Below are 899 nucleotides of genomic sequence, written 5' to 3' on the forward strand. Positions count from 1 at the left end.
CTCACGCACGGCCACGAGGACCACATCGGTGGCCTGCCCTACCTGCTGCGCGAGAGGCCCGACATCCCGCTCATCGGGTCGCGTCTCACCCTGGCGCTGATCGAGGCGAAACTGGTCGAACATCGCCTGCGCCCGCACAGCCTGCAGGTCAAGGAGGGCGACGAGCAGACCATCGGGCCGTTCAGCTGCCGGTTCTACGCGGTGAACCATTCCATTCCCGACGGCCTCGCGGTCGCGATCACCACCGGCGCGGGCACGGTCCTGCACACCGGCGACTTCAAGATGGACCAGCTCCCTCTCGACGGCCGCCTGACCGATCTGCCCAGCGTGGCGGCACTCGGCGCGCAGGGCATCGACCTGCTGCTGATCGATTCGACCAACGCCGAGGTGCCCGGGTTCGTCACCCACGAGCGGGACATCAAGCCGGTGCTGGAGCAGGTCTTCGCCGCCGCCCGCAAGCGGATCATCGTGGCGAGCTTCGCCTCCCATGTGCACCGGATCCAGCAGGTCCTCGATGTGGCGGCGCAGGCGGGACGGCGCGCGGCGTTCGTCGGCCGCTCGATGGTCCGCAACATGGGCGTCGCCCGCGAGCTGGGCTACCTCACCGCCCCCGATGATCTGATCATGGACGCCAAGGCGCTCAACGGCGTCCCGGACGACCGCACGGTCCTGGTGTGCACCGGCTCGCAGGGCGAGCCGATGGCGGCGCTGTCGCGGATGGCCAACCGTGATCACCAGATCCGGATCGAGCCCGGCGACACCGTGGTGCTGGCGTCCTCGATGATCCCGGGCAACGAGACGGCCATCAACCGCGTCATCAACGGCCTGACCCGGTGGGGCGCCAACGTCGTCCACAAGGAGAACGCCCGGGTGCACGTGTCCGGGCACGCCTCGGCCGG

Annotated in this window: 1 protein-coding gene; it reads left to right on the forward strand. The window is 69.5% G+C overall.

The features are described from left to right. A partial coding sequence (locus E1289_RS37770; protein ID WP_131988990.1) for a ribonuclease J occupies nt 1–899 on the forward strand: 899 nt, incomplete at both ends.

This window comes from Actinomadura sp. 6K520, assembly GCF_004349245.1.
Taxonomy (GTDB): Bacteria; Actinomycetota; Actinomycetes; order Streptosporangiales; family Streptosporangiaceae; genus Spirillospora.